This window comes from Acinetobacter sp. XH1741 (assembly GCF_041021895.1).
In the GTDB taxonomy this organism is placed as follows: domain Bacteria; phylum Pseudomonadota; class Gammaproteobacteria; order Pseudomonadales; family Moraxellaceae; genus Acinetobacter.
Window position 1 is genome coordinate 1,152,685 of record NZ_CP157428.1, and the last position, 22,062, is coordinate 1,174,746.

Here is a 22,062-nt window from a genome sequence, read left to right on the forward strand (position 1 = left end):
TTCTCATGGTTGAAACTATTACAATTTTCGTCCTTGCCATCTTCGTAGGTTATTACGTTGTTTGGGGTGTTACACCTGCTTTGCATACGCCACTTATGGCGGTCACCAATGCATTGTCATCTATTATTGTAGTGGGTGCGATGTTGCAAACTGTAGGTCTGCCAGTTTTAGGTGTAGATGCTAACGTTGCATTTCAAAGTGTGAATGTGGTGAGCGTACTCGGTGCGATTGCAGTATTTTTAGCAAGCATTAATATTTTCGGTGGTTTCGCAGTAACTGCGCGCATGCTGGAAATGTTCAAGCCTAAGCAAAAGAAATAAGAGGGCTTTGACATGGAATTTATTCAAGCAAATGCAAACTGGTTGTACCTTGTTGGCGCAATTCTCTTTATCTTGACGCTTCGTGGCTTGTCTGGCCCTAAAACAGCAATTCAAGGTAACCGTTACGGTATGATCGCAATGGCGATTGCCGTTATAACAACCTTCTTTGTTGCCAATAACCCAGTGATCTGGATGATCGGTGGTGCAATGGTATTAGGTGCAATTGTGGGTATTGCTCGTGCACGTACCGTACCAATGACACAAATGCCAGAAACTGTTGCGCTTATGCACTCATTGGTGGGTTTAGCTGCTGTTTTAATTGCGATTGCCGCAATTTTACATAACAACCAACTTACTGAATTATTTGCTCAAAATGAAGCAGCGTTAACGGCAGCTGGCGTACAACATGCGCACATGAGCAAGATTCACTTGTTTGAATTATTTGTTGGTTGTTTCGTTGGTGCAATTACCTTTACCGCATCTGTATTTGCCTATGGTAAATTGGCTGCGAAAAAATGGGCTAAAACGATTTCTGGAGCATGGGTTAAACCTGTTCAAGCGCTTATCTTTATCGCGATGTTGGCTTGTGGTTTTTACTTCTTCACAACTGGCAACATGACTGCTTTCTGGGCAATGACAGCACTTGCGCTTGCATTTGGTTGGGTTTGGATTGCGCCGGTCGGTGGCGGTGATATGCCTGTTGTGGTATCGCTTCTTAACTCATTCTCTGGTTGGGCTGCGGCAGGTATTGGTTTTACCCTTGAAAATAACATGTTGATTGTTGCGGGTTCTCTCGTAGGTTCATCTGGTGCGATTCTCTCGTACATCATGTGTAAAGCAATGAACCGTTCAATCATCAATGTATTGTTTGGTGGGGCAATGGGTGGTGCAGCAGTTTCTACAGCTGCTAAGGGTGAGCAAGTTCAACGTAACCATCGTTCGGGTTCTGCTGATGATGCTGGCTTCTTGATGTCAAATGCAGACAGCGTTGTGATTGTACCGGGTTATGGTATGGCGCAAGGTCGTGCACAAAATGCTGTAAAAGAGTTGTGTGAGATTCTAAAAGAGCAAGGTGTTCGTGTTCGTTTTGCTATCCATCCAGTTGCAGGTCGTATGCCTGGTCACATGAACGTATTGCTTGCTGAAGCGGACGTGGCTTATGAAGATATCTTGGAAATGGATGAGATTAATTCGGACTTTCCAGCAACTGACGTAGTACTTGTAATTGGTGCAAACGATGTTGTAAACCCAGCTGCAAAAGATGATCCTAGCTCGCCAATTTATGGTATGCCGATTCTTGAAGCTCATAAAGCGCGTACAATCATGGTAATTAAACGCTCTATGGCAACGGGTTATGCAGGTCTAGACAACGATTTGTTCTATAACGAAAAAACAATGATGATCTTTGGTGATGCCAAGAAAGTTGTTGAAGATATGACGAAAGCAATTAATGGCACAGGTCACTAAGTTGCTTTGAAATAAAAAAACCACCTTCGGGTGGTTTTTTATTTGGACTAATTTTTTAAATAAATTTCTCTACCAAGTCCATTGATTGTTGGTAGAGGTCGCGTGCCAGTTGTTGATTTTTAGCATGTGAAGATCTCCAGTCTGGCATATGCGCGCTAACGTATTCGCCATTGCGGTTTTGCCATGCGTCTCCAATTGCCATTTCTGTAATGAGCTTTGCTGGTACAGAAGTGGGTACTAAGCCTAATTTCATCACTGCATAAACTGGCTTTGGTAGTTCACGATAAATGTCGGAAGCAACTCCACCTGGATGTAAAGCATTGTTGGTAATTGAACTGTCTGCGAGTTGCTCTGCTAATGCATTGCTAAACAGTAAGTTTGCAAGCTTCGATTGTCCATAATAGAACAGGGGATTATAAAATCCTTCTCCACGAAATTTATTGGGTTTAATTGAGCCAACCCAGTGAGCAATAGATGCAAGATGAATAATGCGTGCTTTGGGAGATTGTTTTAAAACTGGAATGAGTTTCTGGGTTAGTAAAAAATGGCCTAAATAATTAACGCCAAATTGTTGCTCAAAGCCATCAGTTGTAAGTTGTTTGGTTTTAGAAAATAAACCTGCATTATTAATGAGTACGTCAAGGCTGCCATATTTGTCTGTGATTTCATCGGCAGCTTTTTGGGTTAGCTCAAGACTATTCAAATCAAGAGAAACGATATCGACTTGCCCTTGGTTAAGTGAGCGCAGTTTGTTTTGCGCTTCTTGAGCTTTTTGAGAATTTCGGCATGCCAAAATTACATGTTGTCCTTGTTTTACAAGTTGTTCTGCTGTGGCAAAGCCAATCCCTGTGTTGGCACCTGTAATGAGTATCTTCACTTTCTGTACTCCGGTTATGTTATTTATTGGTGGGAACTTCAAGAATTTGTATAGTGCTGCAATTCTGACAATTTGTCATGTCAAATTTATTTGTGGCCGATGACTGACTTTAATATGCATGAAAGTTTAATAGGAAAGGCAATAGTGTTGTGGGGGATATGAGGTAAAGGTTTATCGTGTTACAGCATAAGAAGAGATATAAACAAAAAAGCGGCTCAAAAGAGCCGCTTTTTTTAAAAGCAAAATTTTATGCGACTGACTCTGGGGCAGTACGCCATAAGCTTTCTAAATCATAGAATTTGCGGGCAGTTGGTAGCATCACGTGTACTACAACATAGCCAAGATCAATTAAGATCCATTCGGCATCTCGTTCGCCTTCAACGCCAATCGGGCGGAAACCAGCTTTTCGAGCTTCTTCTGCAACATTGTCAGCAAGTGCTTTGACGTGACGAGTAGAAGTACCACTCGCGATGACAATAGCATCAGCAACATTGCTAATAGAACTAACATCTAACTGTAGAATATCTTTTGCTTTTACATCAACTAAAGCGTCATGGACGACTTTGAGACAAGCTTGTACGTCTTTATTTGAGGTATTCATTGCGAAATCGTGAGAATTAGACACGCTGGGCGATGGTTCTAAATTCATATAGGGTATATTTTCCTGACAATTACTCACTATCTAATATAGTGGTTTTCGCTCAGAATTTCAAACTAAACTAGTAACAGTTTATATATTTACATCATCAGAGAAATATTTATTTTTCCATGTAAATGATTGATTTGACCCGTTTTTAGGTTTGTACTCGGCCGCAATATAGCCCTCATAAGAGCTTTGTTTAATCCAAGAAAAAATTTGTTCATATGGGATTTGAGCCGTGTCGGGTTCATGGCGTCCCGGACAATCTGCAAATTGAATATGGCCAATTTGATGAATATTCTCTTGTAGACCTTCTAGTACATCTTCACCCATCATCGCCATATGGTAACAGTCATATTGCATTTTTAGGGCGGGATGATTGACTGCTTCTAGCATTTCTTGGGCTTGAGCAATGTTCTGTACCAAAAAGCGTGGCATATCGGTGCCATTAATCATTTCAAATACAGGTTCAATATCATGTTCTGTAAGAAGATCACAAGCCAGCTTTAAATTACTTGCAAGTGTTTTAAGGCAAGGGAGTAAGTCTGAATCTTGAGGTTGCTTGCCTGCCAAAATATTAACTCGTGGTACGTTTAATGCAGTGGCGTAGTGAATTGCTAGCTCTAATGCTTCAAGAAATGCTTTTTCTTGACCGGGTACACCTGTCAGACCATTTCCACCTTGCATAAGATCGCCAGCTGGAACATTAATTAAGCATAAACCTAAGTTGTAACGTTCTAATTGTTCTTTGATCTCAGAAATAGAAAGCTCGTATGGGAATTGGATTTCTACATGCTCAAAGCCCTCTGCATGGGCTAATGCAAAGCGTTCAATTAAAGAAACTTCGGTAAAAATCATGGATAAGTTGACGGCAAGACGACCCATACACAAACTCCTTTTATTATTGCTCTACTACTTGAATCATAGTAGCTAAATCTTTCTCAGCAAAGCCATTTTTTTGGTGAGTTTGTAGCTGTAATAGAGCTTTTTGTGCAACAGGAATATCTAAATTAACATTGTTAGCCAATGTTACAGCGTTGTTAAGATCTTTTGATAATGTTTGAACTTTCCACTGAACAGGCTCGAATGTATGCGTTGCCATACGTGGGGCCAAAATTTGAAATGGCTTTGAGTCGGCAAATCCACCCGCTAGAGCAGGAGCGAGTAATGTTGTATCTACGCCTGCACGGTCTGCCAGTGCTACAGCTTCAGCAATAAGAGTACTATTTGCTGCCACAATCAGTTGATTACAAATTTTAGTAGCTTGGCCCGTACCTGTATCACCCATACGTGTTACGCGTTGGGAAAGTACATTGTAAACAGGATTTAAAGCTTCAATGGTTTGTGCATCTCCACCTGCAAAAATGACAAGAGTACCTTGTTCTGCACCAGCAGTTCCTCCAGAAACTGGAGAGTCAATCCAGTTTACGTGTTGTGAAGTGGCAGTTTGAGCAAGTGCTTTGGTTGCAGCAACAGACAAACTTGAGAAATCTACAATAACTTGATTTGCTTTTAAGTGAGACTGAATTTGCTTAAATACGCTTTGCACAGCGTTATCATCGGCTAGGCAAATTAAAATTAATGGATATTGACCAATTTCTGAGAGTTCAAGAGCATGTGCACCAATATCAATGAGTTCTTCACAAGCAGATGTTGTTCGGTTCCAGACAGCGACTTGAAAGCCCGCTTGAATAAGGCGACTTGCCATACGGCTTCCCATAAGCCCTATGCCCAAAAAAGCAATAGGTGTATTACGATCAAAATTCATTATTAAAGCTCTTATCTGTATTGGCGTGGTAAAAATTTAACTTCCGGATGTTTGTCTTTTTTACGAGCAAGTTTGCTATTTTTACCAAGTAATAATTTAAGTTGCCAGATTTTTTCCAAACGTAATGACTTTTCTGGTTGATGTTCCATTGCATCCAATACGCGTTTTGCTGCAGTCAAGGCATCTGGTGAGCGTTGCAACATTTCTGATGCTATTGCATTTGCTTTTTCTAATGGGTTTTCACTTAAATGAGTCACAAGACCAATATCTTTTGCATAGTTTCCGTCAAACACACGGGCTGTTAAGGTCAACTCTTTTGCAAGATCAACTCCAATCAAACCTTTAAGTGAGCGGGTAAGTCCCATATCTGGAACCAGTCCCCAGCGACTTTCCATAATCGACATTTTTGTTTCTGGGTGAGCAATACGGATATCGGCAGCCAGTGCAAGCTGCATTCCCGCACCAAAGCAATAACCTTCAAGTGCGGCAATAACAGGTACAGGTAAGTTCTGCCAAATTAAAAAAGCTTTTTGGAAAAGACTTTGTCCTGGTTTTACAAGTTCCCAAATAGCAAATGCAGAGTTTTTAGGGTTGTTAAGATCTGACAAATCAATACCAGCACTAAACACTTGTGCTTCGCCAGTCAAAATTACACAGCGGATATCTCGGTCTTTTTGTATGGCTTTAGCCGTTGAAACGAGTTCTTTGAGGAGGGCAAAACTCATGGCGTTACGTTTATCCGGACGGTTTAGATAAACTGTTGCAATGCCATTATTCTTTTCTATACGTAAAAGTGCCATGAAATTCCCGCTTATTTTTTTATCGATAAGCGGAGCATAACATGGCTGTACATTGGAAACATGACAGGTCAGTCATGCCTTTTTTATAGGTTTTTGTTTAGTCGGGTATAACTAAAATTTGGTGAGCAGCACTCTCAACCTCTTTAATTACGAGTCCTAGTTCATCGAAACGTTTTGCGACTTCTGCAATAAATCCGTCATCTGCTCGGCGACGTTCTTTACGTAAAGTAGAAACAAACTGTTCGAAGTCACCAGTAACTTGCTGAAGTTTTGGTGTACCTACATAGCGGGTTGCACCATAGAGGCGGTGTAACACATGCTCGAGCTGAGGGAAGTCTTCAAGCTCAATGAGTTGTTGCATTTCATCTAGCTCAGTTGGGAAACTGTCTACCAACATTTTAAGTAAGTCTTGAGCAAGATCTTCTTTATTTGCTGCTAATTGTAAGCTTTGTTGCCAGTTTAAAATTTCAGGGTCTAATGCTTCAGCAACAACATGATGATCTTTATCTAAAGCTTGTGCTGTGAAGTTGTTTTTGGTCCATTGCGTTAATATCTGAATGATTTGTTCCATTTGAATTGGCTTGGTGACATAGTCATTCATACCAACTTTAAGAAGCTTTTGTTTTTCATCAGCAAGGGCATGGGCTGTTAGTGCAATAATTGGAAGCTGCATTTCTCCGTCTAAAGTTGACTCTAGCGAGCGAATCGCACGCGTAGTATCAATACCTGACATAACTGGCATTTGAATATCCATAAATACCAAATCAAACGGTTTGAGCTTTTGGTCAATGCGTTCTTGAATGATATTAAGCGCTTCTTGTCCACTTAAAGCTTTAGAGGTTTTAACATTTAATTCACCTAATAATGCTTCTAAAACAATTAAGTTTGGCAAGTGATCATCGACCGCTAAAATATGTAAACCCTGACCATTAAAGTCTTGTTGTTCTTCTTCAAAAATAGGTTGATCACTTAATAATTGAATAAGTCCGCTACGGCTTAATGGTTGATAAAGAGGGCGGGCACGATATTCGGTGAGCATGTTTGGCTCAAGTGTCATTTGATAGCCATAAACTGCTAAATTGCCTTGATAGCGGCTACGGATTTCTTTGAGTAAAGCCTCTGTATCACCGCTATGATCTACGATAAGCCATGTGTTGTCTTTCTGATCAAGATGTTTTAAGCGACTAAATAAGTCCAAGATTGATTGGGTTTCAATGTGAGGAACTTGATAGTTTTCAAGATAGTAGCGTAAAACACTTGCCGTTGCCGGATGAGCTAAATAAGACACCACTTGTAAATGTTCGAAGTGAGGGTGCTCAATCTCGTGCTCTTCATCTACAGTAAACTGTGCTGTAAACCAGAATGTCGACCCTTTTTCTGTTGGCGCACGTTCTTGGTTATCTTCAAAGCCAATTTGGCCATGCATCAGGTGAACCAGTTGTTTTGAGATTGCGAGTCCTAAACCTGTACCCCCGAATTGACGTGTAACAGATGCATCGCCTTGCGAAAATGACTCAAATAACTTTTTGCGGTCAGTACCACTTAAACCAATACCACTATCTTGAACACTAAAGTGCAGTAAGCATTGCCCAATATCATCATGTTCCATACGCACACGAACAATAATTTCGCCATCTGGAGTGAACTTGATGGCATTGGAAATTAAATTGGTCAAAATTTGTTTGAAACGTAAAGCATCGCCAATAACTTCTTGTGGGATGCTATCTGCATAATAAAATGCCATGGCAATATGCTTTTGTGCAGCCAAAGGCGATAGCATGTCCATAACATCGAAAATGGCTTCTTCTAAATCAAATGGCGCTGTTTCAAGTTCCAGTTTACCTGCATCAATCTTCGAGAAATCTAGTACATCGTTAATTAATGCTAATAAATGCGCAGAAGATTTTCGAATAGTTTGTAGATAAAGGTTCTGCTCGTTATTTAAGTTTTGTTGGCGAAGTAATAAATGAATAAAACCATCAATACTGTTGAGTGGTGTACGCAGCTCATGGCTAATATTGGCAAGGAAAACAGATTTTGCCTGATTTGATGAAATCGCTTGGTCACGTGCTTGACGGTAAGTAATGTTTTGAACTTCTAGTGTATCTAATGTTCTACGTAAGTCTTCTTCGGTTTGTTCGGTATGTTCTTTAAGCTCTAAAAAACTAAAATGTAATCTTTTTACTAGACTTGCGATATCACGCTGAAGTAAGCGTAATTCGCCAGTACTGTTAATCACCATATGCTGGTCTAAGGTATCTGCATTTAAACGTTGTAGCTGCATTCGAATTTCGTACATCGGTGCAACCCAGCGGCGAGAGAAGAAATTTAGACAGAGTAAAAGTAATAATAAAGTCATCAAGCTGGTAATGACTAAAGCAATCAGAATACGATAACGCGCTAATTCTAGTGGTTGATTATCCATTTCAATCACTAGCCAAACAGGGGCTTTTCCTTTGATGTTGCTAATGCTAACGCCGTAAATATTATTGTGGTTATAAGAGATCGGACCGAAAAAGCTACTATTTTGTGTGAAGTTTGGCCAGTAACGGTTATCTCGATAACCTACGCTTAAATAAGTTTGACCATTGCTGTCAATTAAAGCAGCACGTTTTAGATTTTTTTCACTGAACATGCTTTGCATAATATTTTGTGCATGGTCATATTCATCAGGTTTTAGCTCTACTAGTGTATAGAGATCTTTAGCAATTTGATTATAACGCGCCAAAATAGCCGAAGCGTGATGCAGTTGCTGTTGTTTTGCAGAGTATGATGTTTCAGTTAAAACCAAAAAAGCACCAACACCAGTTAAAATCATCATGGGCACAAAAATAAGAGCAATAAGTTGCCCATATGCATGATTCAGACGTAAGCGTTTCGATAAGGTTTTATTGAAATTAGACATGGCTACATCAGATTGATCTCTCTGTAGGGCATATTATCACGCTTTATTTTAAAACAGACGCCATTTTATAAATGACCGAGCTTTAATCACTTTTATTAAAAAGCATAGTGAAATGGGTGCAGTGCCGACCATTTTTTCATACAATAGTGCCACCCCGATTTAGGTGTTGATCATGAGTAATACACAACCTGATTTTTTAGCCGACGAATTTTTGTTAGATCACTATGTAGGTAAAACACCTCTAGTCCGTTTGCAGCGCTTGTCTTGTCATACGCAAGCAACGGTTTTAGCAAAATTGGAAGGTAATAATCCGGCAGGTTCTGTAAAAGATCGTCCCGCATATAACATGATTATGCAGGCAGAAAAGCGTGGTCAAATTAAACCGGGCGATACATTAATTGAAGCAACTAGCGGTAATACAGGTATTGCATTGGCTATGGTTGCAGCAATGCGCGGCTATAAAATGAAACTTATTATGCCAAACAACATGAGCCAAGAGCGTAAAGATGCAATGTTGGCTTATGGCGCAGAGTTGATTGAAGTGACTCCACAACAAGGTATGGAAGGCGCTCGTGACTTAGCTTTGCAAATGGAAAAAGACGGCAAAGGTTTTGTTTTAAATCAGTTTGGTAATCCGGATAATGTTGAAGCGCATTACCTTACGACTGGTCCTGAAATTTGGAAACAAACTGGCGGTAAAATTACCCATTTTGTAAGCTCAATGGGTACAACCGGTACCATCATGGGTGTTTCTAAATATTTAAAAGAACAAAATCCAGACATTCAGATCGTGGGTTTACAACCAGCAGATGGATCAAGCATTGCGGGTATTCGTCGCTGGCCAAAAGAATATTTACCGACAATTTTTGATAGTAGTCGTGTAGACCGAATTATTGATATTCCTCAAATTGAGGCTGAAAAAACCATGCGTAAATTAGCGCGTATGGAAGGTATTAGTGCGGGTACATCTTCAGGTGGTGCGGTTTGGGCATCTATCAAGATTGCAGAAGAAAATCCGGATGCTGTTATTGTTTGCATTATCTGTGACCGTGGTGATCGCTACTTGTCTACAGGTCTGTTCTCAGTACAGGACGATAACTCATAATTGAGAGAAAGAATGCGTTTCCCAACTTTGGTTTTTGACATTGAAACTTTAACTGATTTAAAAGCGGGAGCGCATTTATATCATCTTGATTTGCCAGAGGCAGATGTTGAGCAGGCACTCACCAAAATCCGCCGTCAAGAATCTGGTATGGATTTTCAGCGTTTGCCATTACATGAAATCGTATGTATTTCTGGTCTATGGATTGATGAGTCAGGTTTTAGACTATTTTCTTTTAGTCGAGAGCATTATTCAGAAGCTGAGATTTTACAGAAGTTTTTATCAATTTTTGACAAACGCCATCCGACTTTAGTGAGTTGGAATGGTTCGCAATTTGATTTACCCGTCATTTTATTCCGTGCGATGTACCATGGCCTTTCTGCACCGGGGCTGTTTGATCAAGGCGAGCTTGATAGTCAGAAACGTTTTAATAATTACCAAAACCGTTACCACCACCGTCATATTGATTTAATGGATGTGATGGCGATGTTTAATGGTCGTAATTTTCAAAAGCTTGATGATGTTGCCTGTATTTTAGGTTTACCTGGTAAACGTGGGGAATCGGGGTATCATGTACCTGAATATGTACGTGCACAGCAATGGTTAAAGTTAACTAGTTATTGTGAAGGTGATGTACTCAATACATGGTTTATTTATTTGCGCTGGTTGCTGCTAAAAGGCCAACTCAATACAGATGAGCATAATCACTGGATTAGTTCGAGTATTGAGTATTTACAAACAATACCGCAGCAAACCGATTTTCTTGAAGTATGGAAACATACCTCAAAGCATAATGAATTTACGTCACACTATTTTAATCCTTTAGATTTTTAGGTTCATTCTTTGAAACAGCACACCAAATCTCGCAAACCTCAGCAACCCGAATATATTTTTCAGGTTGAAACTCTTTCTCATGAGGGGCGGGGAATTGCGCACTATGGTTCTCATTCGGATCATCCGGCAGATAAGCATGGTAAAAAGGTGTTTATTCGTTATGCATTGCCTGGTGAAACTGTAAAGGCTCAAATTACGCATCAGGCTAAACGACTTGAAGAAGCGGAAATGATTGAGCTTTTAGCAGAGCCTTCACCAAATCGTGTACAAGCCATTTGCCCTCATTATGGCATTTGTGGTGGCTGTAGCATGCAGCACATTCATCCAGATGAGCAAATTCGCTTAAAGCAAAATGTTCTTCAATCACATTTACAACATTTTGCAGGTATTCAACCTGAACAATGGTTAGAACCGATTCGCTCTTTACAAAGTGATTATCGCCGTCGGGCACGCATAGGTGTGCGTTATTTACCAAAACCGGACCGTTTGATTTTGGGATTCCGTGAACATCATAGTAATCGCTTAACTTCTATTCATACTTGTAGCGTTTTGGATAAAAAGTTATCAGATAGTTTGCCTGAATTGCGCGCTTTACTCCAAAGTCTAAAAGGCAAAGCCCATATTGGTCATGTAGAATTAGCAAAAGGTGACCATGAAACTTCTTTATTGGTTCGTCACGTTGAAAAATTAAACAGTGCTGATGTCAACCAATTAAGGGAATTTGCGTTACACAAAGGCTGGCAATTGTATTTGCAACCTAAAGGTCCTGAAAGCCTTCGTCGTATTGATGAAGAGCAAGGTGCTATGCGGTTACATTATGCTTTGAATGCATTTGAGGTAAAATTTGCTTTTTCGCCATTGGATTTTACGCAGGTCAATGCCACAGTAAATGAACAAATGGTGCAATTGGCATGTGAATTGCTTCAATTGCAACAGGGTGAAAGAGTGTTGGATCTCTTTTGTGGATTAGGCAATTTTTCGTTACCACTTGCAGAGTGTGTTGGAGCAAATGGTCAGGTTGTTGGTGTAGAAGCAAGTGAAGAAATGGTGCAGCGAGCAACAGATAATGCAAAATGCAATAATTTGGTGCAAGCATCCTTTTTTTCACAAGATTTAACAAAAGATTTTTCGCATCATTCTTGGGCAAATCAAGGATTTGATGCATTATTGATTGATCCTCCTCGTGCTGGTGCATATGAAATTATGCAGTATGTACCAAACTTTGGAGCAGAAAGAATCGTTTATGTATCATGTAATCCAGCAACCTTAGCAAGGGATGCAGGTGTTTTGGTCCAACATGGGTACCAGTTAAAAAAAGCAGCGGTTATGGACATGTTTACGCACACAGAACATGTTGAATCGATTGCTTTATTTGAAAAAATTCAAGAGATAAACGATTAAAAACATGAGTTACATATCCAGGAGAATGGTATGGTCACAGTACGTGAACAGTTACCTGAACAACTAACTGAGTTGTCAGAGGAAACGACTGTAGAGCATGCCGCCGAAACACAAGTCGGTTTAGCCTCATGGTTGGATCGGGTTCGTGAAATATTAGATGGGGCAGAGCTTAAACAACTCGAAGAGGTTGCGCATTTAACCCTGCAAAAAGAGTTAGATTCAACGGTTAATCATCGTTCCAATACTTTTGCTACAGGTGTTGGAATGGCTGATATTCTGGCACATTTACATGTAGATGAAGACACTTTATCTGCTGCGATGCTTTATCGTAGTGTTCGTGAAGATATTACGGATATAGAAGAAGTAAAGCGCAAGTTTGGTGAACAAGTCTATAACCTTGTCAAAGGCGCTTTGGCAATGGGTAAGCTTTCAGAACTCATTGAGAAAAATAAACGACTAGAAGACCATTTTAATAACAATCAAAGGGAACATTTAAGCGGCATTTATAAAATGCTGATTTCAGTAACAGAAGATGTTCGTGTTGTTTTAATTAAGTTAGCTGAACGTACTTATTCTTTACGAGAGCTCGCAAACTCATCTCGTGAACGTCAAGAGCGTGTGGCGCGAGAAATTCTAACGATTTATTCGCCATTAGCGCACCGACTTGGTATTGCACAGCTTAAGTGGGAACTAGAAGATTTAGCTTTTCGTTATTTGGCGCCAGATCGTTATAAAGAGATTGCTTCATTACTCAATGAAAAGCGTCTTGAGCGCGAACACTATATTCAGTTCGTGATTGACCGTTTAAAAAATGAGTTAGCGTCTTACGGCATTGAGGCGGAAATTACAGGTCGAGCAAAACACATTTATTCGATTTATCGAAAAATGAAAAGCAAAAACCTGAGTTTCGATCAGCTTTATGACATTCGCGCCTTACGTGTGTTGGTCAATAGCGTACCAGAGTGTTATCACTCATTAGGTATCGTTCATCAGATTTGGCGTCATATCCCGCACCAGTTTGATGACTATATTACCAACCCGAAAGCTAATGGTTATCGCTCATTACATACAGCTGTCATTGCTGAAAATAAATCTTTAGAGGTACAAATTCGTACCCACGAGATGCATGATGAGGCAGAGTTAGGCGTATGTTCGCACTTTAACTATAAAGAAGGCTCAAAAAATACTGACCATTCTTTTAATCATCGTTTACATTCGCTTCGTGCTGTTTTGGAACATTACCAAGAACGTAATGAAACCACAGTACATCAAAACGAAGATGAGACAGAAGGCTTTGATCAACTTCAAGACTTTGAAGGTTTTGAAAAGATTTATGTCTTTAGTCGTGATGGTGACATTAAAGAACTACCACGTGGTTCAACTGTTTTAGACTTTGCTTATCATGTGCATACAGAGGTTGGTAATAAATGTTACGCAGCGCGTGTGAATCAGCGCTATGTGCCATTAACCTATACACTTAAAACAGGCGAGCAGGTTGAGATTTTAACCAAGAAAGATCGTGAACCGAATCGTGACTGGTTGGTGAACTCTCTAGGTTATATCAAGACATCTCGTGCACGTGACAAACTACGTCATTGGTTTAGACAGCAAGACCGTAGTAAGAACCTTGAAGTTGGACGTGAGCTACTCAACAAAGAATTGTCTCGATTGGCGATTCACCCTAAGAGTATCGATCTTAACGACTACTCATCACATTTTAATGTGAAAACAGGTGATGATATTTTGGTTAATCTGGTTAGCGGCGATATAAGCCTGCATGCCCTGATTAATCAGGTAAATCGTCAAATGCATCTAGATCAGGATGAACCTGAACTAGTACTTAAACCGACATTGAACCCACGTGCCAGCCATACTTTGTCTGCTCATGGTATTTTAATTGATGGTTTAGACAATGTAGAGCTACATATTGCACAGTGTTGCCAACCAGTCCATGGTGAATCAATCGCAGGCTATATCACCTTAAACCGTGGTGTCAGTATTCATAAAGTCTTGTGTTCTGATTATCAGCGTATGATCAAGCAAGAACCAGAACGTGCTGTTGAAGCCGATTGGGAAATGCAGCCAACTCGTGGTCAAAGTGTTCAAATTGTTGTGGAAGCTTATGATCGTCGTGGTTTACTCAAAGACTTAACTCAAGTGATTTTCTCTGATCAGATTAATATCCGTCAGGTGAATACAATTTCTGAGGCAGATGGTATTGCCAATATGAAGTTACTCATTGAGGTGAAAGGTTTGGCTCAGCTTTCACGTTTGTTGGCTCGTTTAGAGCAGCAACCTGGAATTATTAGCGCACGTCGTATGATTCAAGGTGTTTAACTAGATTGAGAAAAGGGCCGTCAATTGACGGCCTTTTTTATAAGCTATTTTCTCGATAAGTAAATATTAGTTAAACGATTTAAAAACTGGGGACTTATTGTTGAGAGTTGATAAAGCAATTTGGTTTTTATACCAACTGGCGTATGAGTAGGTGTCCAGAAATGAGCTTTTTTCTCAACAAGTGAAAGGACCTGTTGAGCAATATCATTAGGCGTTAAATCAACGCCCATGTTTTGAATGCTGCCGGCATTCATGTTGTTAACCATTGCAGTCTGTACAAATAGCGGCATCACATCTAAAACACGAATACCATATTTTTTCCATTCCACATCTAAACCTTCGGTAATTCCTCGAACCGCAAACTTACTGGCTGAATACGAAATAAGGTCAGCTTGTCCATAAATTGCAGAAGCTGATGAGACATTGATCACTCGTGCAAAAGCAGCTTTTTTCAAGTAGGGTAGAGCCGCATGGCAGCCATTGATTACACCATTTACATTAATATTTATTGTTCTTTGATGTGACTTGATGTCGATATTTTCAAAGGCCCCAGAATATAAAATGCCTGCGTTATTTACCAAAATATTAAGTTTACCAGCCCAATCCGTAAATTCTTTTAATATCTGTTGCCACTGGGTGTAATCACTGACATCTAAATAACCAGCGCATGCATTGGGTCCTAACTCTGTTGCTAAGCTTTGAGCAAGTGATTCGTTAATATCATAAATGCCTACTTTATATCCTTGATTGTAAAATACTCGTGCAATTTCTGCTCCAATACCTTGTGCTGCGCCACTAATCAGAATGCTATGTTTCATCTTTTTTTTCTCTTTATCGTTACAATATGACGAATGATTTGCTGCTTTAATTTTGATCATAGCAAATTAAGATTTTAAATTTACTGACCAACTTTTTAAATTTGAGGGTTACCATGGATAAATTGCTTAAAATTATGCAAGAGCTACGTGAGAAATGTCCGTGGGATCAAGAGCAAACCCCCATGTCACTGACTAAATATGCAATTGAAGAAGCATATGAAGTCGAAGCTGCTATTCGTCAGGGTGATATTAATGAAATTCGAAACGAGTTAGGTGATTTACTGCTACAAGTTGTATTTCAATCACAAATGTTTAGTGAGCAAGGTGCTTTTAATTTTCAAGATGTGGTTGAAGCAATTAGTGAAAAATTAGTACGACGTCATCCTCATGTATTTCAGTCAGATCAATTTAATAACTTAACGCCAGAACAAGTAAGTGAGTTATGGAAGCAAATTAAACAGCAAGAAAAGCAAGGAAAGTCGCAATCAAGGTTAGATGAAATTAAACATGGGCCAGCACTGTTACAGGCACAAGAAATTCAAAAAAATGTCGCAAAAGTAGGGTTTGATTTTGAAACGGTAGAAGATGCTTATACAAAGCTAGAAGAAGAACTAGATGAGTTCAAAGAGGCACTTAAAAATCAAAATATTGATGAAATTCAAGATGAATTTGGAGATTGCCTGTTTTCATTGGTCAATGTAGGACGTAAACTTGGCATCTCAAGTGAAACCTCACTTTTATCTACAATACATAAATTTAGAAGTCGTTTTGCTTTTATTGAAGAGCAAGCCATAAAACAGCAAAGAACATTAGATGACATGACATTGTCTGAAATGGATGAATTGTGGAATCAAGCAAAACGACAATTACAATCAGGGGAAAAACCACATGCGATTCAGCATGAGACTTTGCAAGAATAAGTGTTTTATTTTAATAATGATGTTTTTGAGTGGTATTTCATCATCAGTTTTTGCTCAATCTTTTGATCAGAACTTTCAAGAGTGGAAGACTAAACAGCATATGTATGACCAAAAATTAAACATACATAAGTCTTCACGTTCTGATCATTCAAAAAATTCTCAAAGAAACAATTTTAGTGATTCTACAGGGCAAATTAATTTAAATCAGGCCTCTGTAAATGAGTTCCGGCAGTTAAAAGGAGTCGGTGAGAAAAAGGCTCAAGCGATTGTAGAATACCGACAAAAGAATGGTAGTTTTAAAAATATTGATGAAATTAAAAATGTAAAAGGAATCGGGCCAGCTATTTTTGAAAAAAATAAATCCCGGCTAGTTTTATGAAAATTCTATTCTTCAATTACCATTTCCTGCTCAAACTAAAGAGAATCAAATTGCCCTTTGTGTGTGTTAGAGCTATGATTAGCGACAACTTGTTATTTACGTCCTGACGTAGGAGACAGCGTCTTTTGCAAACCTTGCGAGCGTCAAAATGTGGTTTGTCCACAGCCCAACTTCCTTCTTCGATTTTAGATGTGATCGATAGTCTGACAAAAGCAGGCTATGAGGCTTATATTGTTGGGGGTGGTGTCCGTGATTTAATGCTAGGACTCAATCCTAAAGATTTCGATGCAGTCACCAATGCTACACCTTCTCAAATTAAAGAAGTTTTTGGTCGACGCTGTCGAATTATTGGTCGTCGATTTGAATTGGCACATGTCTATTCAGGACGTGAGCTGATTGAAGTCGCAACTTTTCGTGCTCCCCCTAAAAAAGCAGTCACCAGTGCTTCAGGCATGATTTTACGTGACAATAACTGGGGAACGATCGAACAAGACTTTGCTCGACGCGATTTTTCTATTAATACCCTGTATTACCAACCTCGTAAGGGTATTGTGCTTGATTTCTGTAAAGCAATTGACGATGTCAAAAGTAAGACTTTACGTTTATTGGGTGACCCTACACAGCGTTTTGAAGAAGATCCGGTGCGTATGCTGCGGACCTTACGTTTTGCAGCTAAGCTAAATTTCAAAATTGATCCTTCGATTCTCGATATTTTTAATGTAGAGATGACCCAATTACTCCGTGATGTTTCTCCACACCGTTTATATGACGAGTCTCAGAAGCTTTTCACAATGGGCCATTTAGCACGTGTATTACCAATGTTGATTGAGTTCGGTGTATGGAAGCAGCTTTTTGCCGATATTCGCGAAGATCTCACACCATTTATTCAACGTGCAGCAAAAAATACAGATCAACGTATCCAGATTGGTAAAACGATTAATCCTGCATTCTTCTATGCGGTTTTACTATGGCAACCGTTTTTAGAGCGTTGTGAATTTTATTTATCAAAAGGTGTTATTCCAGCTGAAGCACGTGCCCAAGCAGGTTTAGATGTTTTAAAACGTCAAGCAACCCGTACAGTCATACCGCGTTTTGCCGAAACTTTTATTCGTGAAGTTTGGGAAATGCAAACTCGATTGCTTAATCCAAAGCCACAACAAATTGAAGCATTGGCAAGCCATGCCCGTTTCCGTGCTGGATTTGACTTCTTATTACTTCGTGAAAAGTCAGGTGATGACACAACACAGGGAATGGGAAGCTGGTGGGATGCCTACCAAGAAATGTCGAATGACGAAAAAGAAGCTGCGATTAGCCAATATAATCGTCAAAAAGCTAAAAGCCGTCGTAAAGTCACTGCCGAACCTGTTGATAGAAATAAAGTCGATACAGAAATTGAGCCTTTGGTTGATGTTCCTGAACCACGTACACGTCGCGGTAAAAAAGAACGTACACGACAAGAGCAGTCTATTAATCGCTTTATTGAAAAATCTTCCGCAACAGAAGCGAATGGTGTGATGAGTGATCACCCAATTTTGAAGCGTAAGCGGGTACAACGTGATTTAAGCCAAGTTGTTTTTGGGCCGACACAATGACAGTAACAACGTATATTGGCTTAGGAAGTAACTTAGGCGATTCTCGCCAGATTTTATCTGAAGCGATTGCTAAGCTTAAATCGATTGGTGAAGTGAAGGTATCTAAACTTTACCAAAGTCCACCTATGGGTCCTCAAGATCAACCCAATTATCTAAATGCAGTCGCTCAGCTAAAAACCGATTTACTTCCGCTTGATTTGCTTGACCAACTACAAGGTTTTGAGCAGGAAGCGGGGCGGGTGAGACTGCGTCATTGGGGCGAGCGAACTTTAGATCTTGATCTGCTGATTTATGGCAATGAAAAAATACACAATGAGCGCTTAACTGTGCCACATACAGGAATCTTGCAACGAGATTTTGTTGTGATTCCCTTATTAGATTTAGATGCTGATTTACACATTAATGATCAGCCACTTAAGAATTTAGAACTTATACAGCAGCCTACGCTGACTGTACTTGCTGATGAGTCTTGGGCTTAAGGCCTGACTTATTACGTTCTGCAAACTCCTGTAGAGGATACCATCATGATTAGTCTAAGTGACTTAAGAAAATTTAAAGCCGAAGGACGTAAGTTCTCTTGCCTAACTTGTTACGATGCAAGCATGGCAAAAGCAATGGAACTTGCTGAAATTGATACAATCTTAATTGGTGATTCTCTTGGAATGGCAATTCAAGGTCGCGATTCAACTTTACCTGTAACTGTTGAAGATATGGCCTATCATACAGCGGCAGTACGTCGTGGTAACCAGCATGCTTTGATTATGACTGATTTACCATTTATGAGTTATGCCACTTTAAATGATGCTTTGCAGAATGCAAAAACAGTGATGCAAGCTGGTGCGCAGATGATCAAGATCGAAGGTGGCGCATGGTTAAGTGAAACTGTACAAGTGTTAACGCGTAATGGTGTACCTGTATGCGTACATCTAGGTTTAACTCCTCAATCTGTACATGTATTTGGTGGCTACAAATTACAAGCTAGAACACGTGAAGCTGCGGATCAGCTTATTGCTGACTGTACAGCAGTGGTTGAAGCGGGCGCGGCAGTATTATTACTTGAATGCGTTCCTGCACAGTTAGGTCAGGAAATTGCGGAATTGTTCCCGAATACCCCTGTAATTGGTATTGGGGCGGGTAATGCGACTGATGGTCAGGTATTGGTTGTTCAGGACATGTTAGGTTTGACGTTTGGCAAGGTTGCACGTTTTGTGCGTAACTTCATGAAAGAACAATCTGGTGAAACAGCAATTTTAGATGCTTTTAAAGCTTTCCATGCTGCTGTACAGGATCAGTCATTCCCAGCTAAAGAACATACTTTCCAAGTAGAGCTGTAATTCATGAAAACAGAAACCACCATACAAGGCTTAGCTGCTTCTTTAAACCCAGCAAGAGCTGCACGTAAAATTATTGGTTTTGTCCCAACCATGGGAAATCTACATGAAGGCCATCTCACTCTTGTTCGTGAAGCGAAAAAGTTATGTGATGTTGTCGTTGTGAGTATCTTCGTGAATCCGACCCAATTTGGTCCGGGTGAAGATTTTGATAACTATCCTCGTACTTTAGAGCAAGATAGTCGTTTGCTTGCAGATGTCGGCTGCGACATTATTTTTGCGCCTTCAGTTGAGCAAGTGTATGGTACACAACCTCGCTTAACTAACATTAGCGTGAGTCAAATTACAGATGATTTATGCGGTAGTTCACGACCAGGCCATTTCGATGGTGTAGCGCTTGTAGTCACCAAATTATTTAATATGGTGCAACCAAATTACGCTTTCTTTGGTCAAAAGGATTACCAACAGTTAGCCGTTATTCGTCAGTTTGTGCAAGACTTAAACATTCCGTTAGAAGTGATTGGTGTGCCAATTGTTCGTGCGGCAGATGGTCTGGCATTGAGTTCACGTAATGGTTATTTGACTCCTGAACAGCGTCAGGTCGCTCCGGTAATTTATCAAGGTTTAAAACAAGCTGAAGAGCAATTACACCAAGGTAAAGATTTACAACAAGTCTTGGCAGATTTAAAAACCTTGTTGACAGACAATGGTTTTGTTGTGGATTATGTGGAAGCTCGTCAAACGAACCTGTTAGCTGTTTCTCAATTTGATCGCGATATTGTATTATTTGTCGCGGCTAAGTTGGGCGGAACACGTTTAATTGATAATCTACAAGTTGCCTTTACACCTCAATAATAGATAAAAGGACAGCCATGCCATGAAGCGTATACTTATCGTGACAGGACAGTCTGGTTCAGGAAAATCTTCAGCTCTTCAAGTATTAGAAGATTTGGGCTATTACTGTATTGATAATTTACCTTTGGCATTGCTGCCTGAAATTGTGGCAAAGCTAGATCATGAAAATAATCTTGAACAACTTGCTTTAGGTGTAGATGTCCGAAGTACACGGGCTGATATGCAAGAGTTCGACCATGTTTTTGAGCAATTACAAAAACATGGAACGGTGGATGTAATTTACCTTACAACGCAAGATCAAGATTTAATTGCACGATTTAGTGCCTCGCGTCGACCACATCCGTTGGCAAACCGTTTCAAAAGCCTTTTACAATGTATTCATGAGGAAAAGCAGTTACTGATCCCAATTCAGTTTCGCGCTACTGTCCACATTGATACCACCGATAAAAGTGTTCATGATTTAAAACATATCTTGCTGTCAAAATTAGGACAGTCGGATAACCTGATTGTTATATTGCAATCGTTTGGTTATAAACATGGCATTCCTTTAGATGCTGACTATGTTTTTGACGTACGGCATTTACCAAATCCGCATTGGGATTTAGAATTACGCCGCTTTTCTGGTTTAGACGAGCCAGTTAGGCAGTTTTTAGAAGCAAGTCCACAAGCAAATGAAATGTTTGAGGACATACACCACTTCTTAAAAAAATGGTTGCCTGCATTTGCTGAAGGGCATCGTCACTATATGACGGTTTCTATAGGTTGCACAGGCGGCCAGCATCGTTCAGTTTATATGGTAGATAGACTAAAACAAGCACTTGAGGCAGAATGGTCTGTTCAGGTCTTACACAGAGAAATGAAGCACTGGTCATGATAGACACAACTGTTGATGTAATTAATAAACTCGGTTTACATGCACGTGCATCAGGAAAACTGATAGAGGTCACTACGAAGTTTCGTTCGTCAATTCAAATTGGTAAGGGCGATCATTTAGTAGATGCAAAGAATATTATGTCGTTACTGATGTTAGGTGCAGGTAAAGGGACCACTTTACGATTGGTCATTGATGGCACTGACGAAGAACAGGCATTAAATGAAGTACAGGCGTTATTCGCCGCAAAATTTTATGAGGCAGATTAATCGTGGCACGTCGTCCCCAGCGTTATACTGAAGAAGATTTTGGATCTTTAGAAGGACGTGCAAGTAAAACCGAACAGAAAAAAGCAGTTCAACGTATGGCTGCTTTAGGTGAGCAGTTAGCACAACTTTCTATCAAGCAAATTCAAAAGCTTCCAGTTGATGAGCGCTTAATTGATGCTCTTTTAGAAGTCCAGAATATTAGCTCGTTTGAAGCGCGCCGTCGCCAGTTTCAGCGCGTTGGTAAACTTTTGCGTAATGAAGATGAGACCGTCATTTTATCTTATTTGACACCTCAACAAGGCGCAAAAAAACAAGCTCAACTTATGCGTTGGGTCGATCGTATGATCGAGCAGGGCGACCCTGCAATCAATGAGTTTAGTAAAATTTATAATGCATCAGAACGCCATACTTTGCGTCAGCATGTGTTAAGAATTAACCGTGATAAAAACCAACAAGTTGCAGAAGCTGATCTTGAAGCATCTAAAATGAAGTTCATTAACTACGTGCAACAAATTGCGTTATTGTCAGATCAAGGTTAATACCTTTTAAATAAAAAAAGCGACGCTCAATACGTCG

Annotated in this window: 22 protein-coding genes; 15 read left to right on the top strand and 7 right to left on the bottom strand. The window is 39.9% G+C overall.

The annotated features are described in order from the left end of the window. Positions 1-5 precede the first annotated feature (5 nt). Together ABLB96_RS05560 and ABLB96_RS05565 are read left to right on the top strand one after the other, a co-directional pair. Entirely contained in the window at positions 6-320 is a 315-nt protein-coding gene (locus ABLB96_RS05560) for a proton-translocating transhydrogenase family protein (RefSeq protein WP_000230434.1), read from the top strand. Positions 321-332: 12 nt separating this feature from the next. Then, entirely contained in the window at positions 333-1,787 is a 1,455-nt protein-coding gene (locus ABLB96_RS05565; protein ID WP_348895546.1) for an NAD(P)(+) transhydrogenase (Re/Si-specific) subunit beta, read from the top strand. Positions 1,788-1,842: 55 nt separating this feature from the next. Here ABLB96_RS05565 and ABLB96_RS05570 read toward each other — a convergent pair whose 3' ends face one another. From ABLB96_RS05570 to ABLB96_RS05595, 6 genes are all read right to left on the bottom strand, one after another. Beyond that, positions 1,843-2,664: an SDR family NAD(P)-dependent oxidoreductase gene (locus ABLB96_RS05570; RefSeq protein WP_348895545.1), complete on the bottom strand. Its 822-nt coding sequence runs from the start codon at positions 2,662-2,664 to the stop codon at positions 1,843-1,845. Between the two features lie 247 nt (positions 2,665-2,911). After that, positions 2,912-3,313, bottom strand: coding sequence for a ribosome silencing factor (gene rsfS / locus ABLB96_RS05575; protein WP_191015796.1), 402 nt, complete (start codon positions 3,311-3,313; stop codon positions 2,912-2,914). A gap of 81 nt (positions 3,314-3,394) precedes the next feature. Beyond that, a complete protein-coding gene (locus tag ABLB96_RS05580) occupies positions 3,395-4,189 on the bottom strand; it encodes a TIM barrel protein (protein ID WP_348895544.1) in 795 nt (264 codons plus the stop codon). A gap of 16 nt (positions 4,190-4,205) precedes the next feature. Beyond that, a complete protein-coding gene (locus tag ABLB96_RS05585) occupies positions 4,206-5,072 on the bottom strand; it encodes an NAD(P)-dependent oxidoreductase (RefSeq protein ID WP_348895543.1) in 867 nt (288 codons plus the stop codon). An 11-nt stretch (positions 5,073-5,083) separates the two neighbouring features. After that, complete coding sequence (locus ABLB96_RS05590; RefSeq protein WP_016803787.1) at positions 5,084-5,872, bottom strand: crotonase/enoyl-CoA hydratase family protein; 789 nt, start codon at positions 5,870-5,872, stop codon at positions 5,084-5,086. 97 nt (positions 5,873-5,969) lie between these two features. Further along, positions 5,970-8,777 (bottom strand): ATP-binding protein, encoded by a 2,808-nt coding sequence (locus tag ABLB96_RS05595; RefSeq protein WP_348895542.1) that lies wholly within the window; start codon positions 8,775-8,777, stop codon positions 5,970-5,972. A 172-nt stretch (positions 8,778-8,949) separates the two neighbouring features. Here ABLB96_RS05595 and cysM point away from each other — a divergent pair, with 172 nt between their 5' ends. The 4 genes from cysM to ABLB96_RS05615 are packed head-to-tail and all read left to right on the top strand — an operon-like array spanning position 8,950 to position 14,451. Next, positions 8,950-9,882, top strand: coding sequence for a cysteine synthase CysM (gene cysM, locus ABLB96_RS05600; RefSeq protein ID WP_348895541.1), 933 nt, complete (start codon positions 8,950-8,952; stop codon positions 9,880-9,882). Positions 9,883-9,894: 12 nt separating this feature from the next. After that, positions 9,895-10,713 (top strand): 3'-5' exonuclease, encoded by an 819-nt coding sequence (locus ABLB96_RS05605; protein ID WP_348895540.1) that lies wholly within the window; start codon positions 9,895-9,897, stop codon positions 10,711-10,713. Positions 10,714-10,722: 9 nt separating this feature from the next. Continuing rightward, positions 10,723-12,114: a 23S rRNA (uracil(1939)-C(5))-methyltransferase RlmD gene (gene rlmD / locus ABLB96_RS05610; RefSeq protein ID WP_348895539.1), complete on the top strand. Its 1,392-nt coding sequence runs from the start codon at positions 10,723-10,725 to the stop codon at positions 12,112-12,114. Positions 12,115-12,144: 30 nt separating this feature from the next. Continuing rightward, complete coding sequence (locus tag ABLB96_RS05615) at positions 12,145-14,451, top strand: bifunctional (p)ppGpp synthetase/guanosine-3',5'-bis(diphosphate) 3'-pyrophosphohydrolase (RefSeq protein WP_348895538.1); 2,307 nt, start codon at positions 12,145-12,147, stop codon at positions 14,449-14,451. A gap of 44 nt (positions 14,452-14,495) precedes the next feature. Here the strand turns inward: ABLB96_RS05615 and ABLB96_RS05620 are convergent, their stop codons facing one another. Beyond that, the gene (locus ABLB96_RS05620) at positions 14,496-15,269 is read right to left on the bottom strand and encodes an SDR family oxidoreductase (protein WP_348895537.1); all 774 of its coding nucleotides are present in this window, start codon (positions 15,267-15,269) and stop codon (positions 14,496-14,498) included. Positions 15,270-15,382: 113 nt separating this feature from the next. Here ABLB96_RS05620 and mazG point away from each other — a divergent pair, with 113 nt between their 5' ends. From mazG to yjgA, 9 genes are all read left to right on the top strand, one after another. Then, on the top strand, positions 15,383-16,189 hold the full coding sequence (mazG, locus tag ABLB96_RS05625) for a nucleoside triphosphate pyrophosphohydrolase (protein WP_348895536.1): 807 nt from the start codon (positions 15,383-15,385) through the stop codon (positions 16,187-16,189). Further along, the gene (locus tag ABLB96_RS05630; protein WP_348895535.1) at positions 16,158-16,568 is read left to right on the top strand and encodes a ComEA family DNA-binding protein; all 411 of its coding nucleotides are present in this window, start codon (positions 16,158-16,160) and stop codon (positions 16,566-16,568) included. The genes mazG and ABLB96_RS05630 overlap by 32 nt, the downstream gene beginning before the upstream one ends. Positions 16,569-16,693: 125 nt before the next feature. After that, the gene (pcnB, locus tag ABLB96_RS05635) at positions 16,694-18,160 is read left to right on the top strand and encodes a polynucleotide adenylyltransferase PcnB (RefSeq protein ID WP_348895534.1); all 1,467 of its coding nucleotides are present in this window, start codon (positions 16,694-16,696) and stop codon (positions 18,158-18,160) included. Next, positions 18,157-18,639 (top strand): 2-amino-4-hydroxy-6-hydroxymethyldihydropteridine diphosphokinase, encoded by a 483-nt coding sequence (gene folK / locus ABLB96_RS05640; RefSeq protein ID WP_348895533.1) that lies wholly within the window; start codon positions 18,157-18,159, stop codon positions 18,637-18,639. Before pcnB ends, folK begins: the two co-directional genes overlap by 4 nt. A 45-nt stretch (positions 18,640-18,684) precedes the next feature. Further along, on the top strand, positions 18,685-19,494 hold the full coding sequence (gene panB / locus ABLB96_RS05645; protein ID WP_032047472.1) for a 3-methyl-2-oxobutanoate hydroxymethyltransferase: 810 nt from the start codon (positions 18,685-18,687) through the stop codon (positions 19,492-19,494). Positions 19,495-19,497: 3 nt separating this feature from the next. Continuing rightward, positions 19,498-20,346, top strand: coding sequence for a pantoate--beta-alanine ligase (gene panC, locus ABLB96_RS05650; RefSeq protein ID WP_348895532.1), 849 nt, complete (start codon positions 19,498-19,500; stop codon positions 20,344-20,346). Between the two features lie 22 nt (positions 20,347-20,368). Further along, positions 20,369-21,220 carry an RNase adapter RapZ gene (rapZ, locus tag ABLB96_RS05655; RefSeq protein ID WP_348895531.1) on the top strand — a complete coding sequence of 284 codons (852 nt, stop codon included), beginning with the start codon at positions 20,369-20,371 and terminating at the stop codon, positions 21,218-21,220. After that, positions 21,217-21,486: an HPr family phosphocarrier protein gene (locus ABLB96_RS05660; protein ID WP_000567533.1), complete on the top strand. Its 270-nt coding sequence runs from the start codon at positions 21,217-21,219 to the stop codon at positions 21,484-21,486. The genes rapZ and ABLB96_RS05660 overlap by 4 nt, the downstream gene beginning before the upstream one ends. Before the next feature lie 2 nt (positions 21,487-21,488). After that, positions 21,489-22,025 carry a ribosome biogenesis factor YjgA gene (gene yjgA, locus ABLB96_RS05665; protein ID WP_348895530.1) on the top strand — a complete coding sequence of 179 codons (537 nt, stop codon included), beginning with the start codon at positions 21,489-21,491 and terminating at the stop codon, positions 22,023-22,025. The last annotated feature ends 37 nt before the right edge of the window (positions 22,026-22,062 follow it).

Bases quoted from the DNA above. Each gene is read 5' to 3' on its own strand.
- ABLB96_RS05560 (WP_000230434.1), top strand. From the start codon at position 6: ATGGTTGAAACTATTACAATTTTCGTCCTTGCCATCTTCGTAGGTTAT.
- ABLB96_RS05565 (WP_348895546.1), top strand. From the start codon at position 333: ATGGAATTTATTCAAGCAAATGCAAACTGGTTGTACCTTGTTGGCGCA.
- rsfS (WP_191015796.1), bottom strand. From the start codon at position 3,313: ATGAATTTAGAACCATCGCCCAGCGTGTCTAATTCTCACGATTTCGCA.
- ABLB96_RS05580 (WP_348895544.1), bottom strand. From the start codon at position 4,189: ATGGGTCGTCTTGCCGTCAACTTATCCATGATTTTTACCGAAGTTTCT.
- ABLB96_RS05585 (WP_348895543.1), bottom strand. From the start codon at position 5,072: ATGAATTTTGATCGTAATACACCTATTGCTTTTTTGGGCATAGGGCTT.
- ABLB96_RS05590 (WP_016803787.1), bottom strand. From the start codon at position 5,872: ATGGCACTTTTACGTATAGAAAAGAATAATGGCATTGCAACAGTTTAT.
- ABLB96_RS05595 (WP_348895542.1), bottom strand. From the start codon at position 8,777: ATGTCTAATTTCAATAAAACCTTATCGAAACGCTTACGTCTGAATCAT.
- cysM (WP_348895541.1), top strand. From the start codon at position 8,950: ATGAGTAATACACAACCTGATTTTTTAGCCGACGAATTTTTGTTAGAT.
- ABLB96_RS05605 (WP_348895540.1), top strand. From the start codon at position 9,895: ATGCGTTTCCCAACTTTGGTTTTTGACATTGAAACTTTAACTGATTTA.
- ABLB96_RS05615 (WP_348895538.1), top strand. From the start codon at position 12,145: ATGGTCACAGTACGTGAACAGTTACCTGAACAACTAACTGAGTTGTCA.
- ABLB96_RS05620 (WP_348895537.1), bottom strand. From the start codon at position 15,269: ATGAAACATAGCATTCTGATTAGTGGCGCAGCACAAGGTATTGGAGCA.
- mazG (WP_348895536.1), top strand. From the start codon at position 15,383: ATGGATAAATTGCTTAAAATTATGCAAGAGCTACGTGAGAAATGTCCG.
- ABLB96_RS05630 (WP_348895535.1), top strand. From the start codon at position 16,158: ATGCGATTCAGCATGAGACTTTGCAAGAATAAGTGTTTTATTTTAATA.
- folK (WP_348895533.1), top strand. From the start codon at position 18,157: ATGACAGTAACAACGTATATTGGCTTAGGAAGTAACTTAGGCGATTCT.
- panB (WP_032047472.1), top strand. From the start codon at position 18,685: ATGATTAGTCTAAGTGACTTAAGAAAATTTAAAGCCGAAGGACGTAAG.
- panC (WP_348895532.1), top strand. From the start codon at position 19,498: ATGAAAACAGAAACCACCATACAAGGCTTAGCTGCTTCTTTAAACCCA.
- rapZ (WP_348895531.1), top strand. From the start codon at position 20,369: ATGAAGCGTATACTTATCGTGACAGGACAGTCTGGTTCAGGAAAATCT.
- ABLB96_RS05660 (WP_000567533.1), top strand. From the start codon at position 21,217: ATGATAGACACAACTGTTGATGTAATTAATAAACTCGGTTTACATGCA.